The sequence below is a fragment of the Melaminivora alkalimesophila genome, assembly GCF_000282995.1.
Classification (GTDB): Bacteria; Pseudomonadota; Gammaproteobacteria; order Burkholderiales; family Burkholderiaceae_C; genus Melaminivora; species Melaminivora alkalimesophila.
In genome coordinates this window covers 1-2,604 of the sequence record NZ_ALEE01000258.1, presented here as the reverse complement: position 1 = coordinate 2,604, position 2,604 = coordinate 1, and the positions used below count along the sequence as shown (strand labels likewise).

3 protein-coding genes are annotated in these 2,604 nt (G+C 71.2%); 2 read left to right on the top strand and 1 reads right to left on the bottom strand.

All coding sequences use genetic code 11. The features are described from left to right. On the bottom strand, positions 1–344 hold a 344-nt coding region (locus A612_RS04680; protein ID WP_040436088.1), incomplete at its 3' end, for an alanine racemase. Positions 345–482: 138 nt separating this feature from the next. Between A612_RS04680 and lplT the strand changes: the two genes are divergently transcribed. Further along, positions 483–1,757 (top strand): lysophospholipid transporter LplT, encoded by a 1,275-nt coding sequence (gene lplT, locus A612_RS04675; protein ID WP_019373383.1) that lies wholly within the window; start codon positions 483–485, stop codon positions 1,755–1,757. A 65-nt stretch (positions 1,758–1,822) separates the two neighbouring features. After that, positions 1,823–2,604: EamA family transporter (locus tag A612_RS04670; RefSeq protein ID WP_019373382.1), on the top strand; the 782-nt coding region annotated here is incomplete at its 3' end.

Below are 2,604 nucleotides of genomic sequence, written 5' to 3'. Positions count from 1 at the left end.
TGCGTCTTGTGGCTGGCAAGCCAGTCGATCTGCGCGTCGCAGTGCACCGCGTGCCACAGCGACAGGCGCGAGCACAGTTCCAGGTCGCGCGGCTCGAAGGCGCCTTCGAGCAGCAGGATCGGGCCGCGCCAGCCCAGCTCGCGCACGCGCTGCGCCTCGGCCAGGTCGAGCAGCGCGAAGCCGTCGGCCCCGCGCAGGGCGTCGAACACGCGCTCGATGCCGTGCCCGTAGGCGTTCGCCTTGACCACCGCCCAGACGCGCGCATCGGGCGCGGCGCGGCGTGCGCGCTCGAGGTTGGCGCGCAGCGCGCCGGGATGGATCGTGGCTTGGATGGGACGCGGCATGGCGACATGGGGGCGGACGGAGCGCGGCCATTGTGGCATCGGCCTGCAGCGGCTGCGTGATATAACCGCCCGTCGCTCCCCGGAGTGCCTGGAGTTTTCACCATCCATCAGCACGCCTGATGGAGCCACACGCCCCCGATGAAGCGCGGTTTCTACACCATCATGTCGGCGCAGTTTTTCAGCTCGCTGGCCGACAATGCCCTGTTCGTGACTGCGGTGGAGCTGCTGCGCTCGGGCGGCGCACCGGAGTGGCAGCGGGCGGCGCTGGTGCCGATGTTCGCGCTGTTCTATGTGGTGCTGGCCCCCTGGGTGGGCGCCTTCGCCGATTCGCAACCCAAGGGGCGCGTCATGTTCATCAGCAACGCCATCAAGATGGCGGGCTGCCTGATGATGCTCTACGGCTCGCACCCGCTGCTCGCCTACGCCGTGGTCGGCCTGGGGGCGGCGGCATACTCGCCGGCGAAATACGGCATCCTGACGGAATTGCTGCCGGCCTCGCAGCTGGTCAAGGCCAACGGCTGGATCGAGGGCCTGACCATCACCTCGATCATCCTGGGCGTGCTGGTGGGCGGGCAGCTGGTGGCGCCCCACCTGTCGGGCCTGCTGCTGGCCATCGAGATCCCCGGCATCGACTTCGGCATCGCCCGCCCGGCCGAGGCGGCGATCATGGCGCTGCTGCCGGTGTACGCGCTGGCGGCCTGGTTCAACCTGCGCATTCCCCACACCGGCGTGGAGATGCGGCCGCTGCCGCCCAACCCGCTGGCGCTGCTGGCCGACTTCTGGACCTGCAACGCGCGCCTGTGGCGCGACAAGCTGGGGCAGATCTCGCTGTCCACGACCACGCTGTTCTGGGGCGTGTCGGGCAACCTGCGCTACATCGTGCTGGCCTGGAGCGCGGTCGCGCTGGGCTACAGCACCACGCAGGCCTCGGCGCTGGTGGGCGTGGTGGCCATCGGCACCGCCGCCGGCGCGGTGCTGGCCTCGGTGTACATGCGGTTGGACAGCGCCACGCGCGTCATCCCGCTGGGCGTCGCCATGGGTCTGGTGGTGATCGCCATGAACCTGATCCACACCATCTGGCTGGCCGTGCCCTTCCTGATCATGCTGGGCGGGCTGGCGGGCTTCCTGGTGGTGCCGATGAACGCGCTGCTGCAGCACCGCGGGCACAATCTGATGGGCGCCGGGCGTTCCATCGCCGTGCAGAACTTCAACGAACAGGCAGCCATCCTCGGCATGGGCGCCTTCTACAGCCTGTCCACCGGGCTGGGCCTGTCGGCCTACGGCGCGATCACCGCCTTCGGCCTGCTGGTGGCCGGCGTGATGGTGTTGATCGGCCGCTGGCACCGGCGCAACCTGCGCCACTGTCCGGACGAGATGGAGCAGCTGCTGCAGATCGCCCGGCGCGACCATTGACGGCGCCCCTGCCGCCTGCGCCATGCCGCCAGGCCCCTGCCGGTGCGGCGCGCCCCCCTTCTGCCATGCATTCACCGCTGCCCGTCCTCGCCCTGCTGACCAACGCCCTGATCTGGGGGCTGGCCTGGTGGCCGTTTCGGCAGATGCTGGCGGCAGGGCTGCACCCGCTGTGGGCGACGGCGCTGATGTACGCGCTGCTCCTGGCCGGCCTGCTCGCGCTGCGCCCGGCGGTGCGGGCGCAGCTGCGCGCCGCGGGGCCGGCGCTGCTGCTGCTGGCGGCCAGCTCCGGCCTGAACAACGTGGCCTTCAACTGGGCGATCGGCATCGGCGACGTGGTGCGCGTGATCCTGCTGTTCTACCTGATGCCCGCCTGGGCCGTGCTGCTGGCCTGGCGCATCCTGGGCGAGCGGCCGACGCGGGCGGCGCTGCTGCGCCTGGCGCTGGCGTTCTCGGGCGTGCTGCTGGTGCTGTGGCCGGAGCAAGGCGGCGCGGCGCGCCTGGGGGCAGCGCTGCAGCTGGCGGACGCGCTGGCGCTGCTCGGCGGCTTCATGTTCGCGCTCACGAACGTGCTGCTGCGCCGCTTCCAGGGCATTCCCGGGCAGGCGCGCATGGCGACCATGTTCGGCGGTTGCATGGTGATGGCGCTGCTGGCCGCGCTGGCCGGCAACGCGTCGGGCCACATTCCGGCCTTCCCGGCCTTCGACTGGGCCTGGGCGGGGGTGGCGCTGGTGCTGGCGCTGCTGCTGATGGCCGGCAACTGGGCGCTGCAATACGGCGCGGCGCGCCTGGCCGCGGGCACCACGGCCGTGGTCATGCTCTCGGAAGTGGTGTTCGCCAGCGGCTCCTC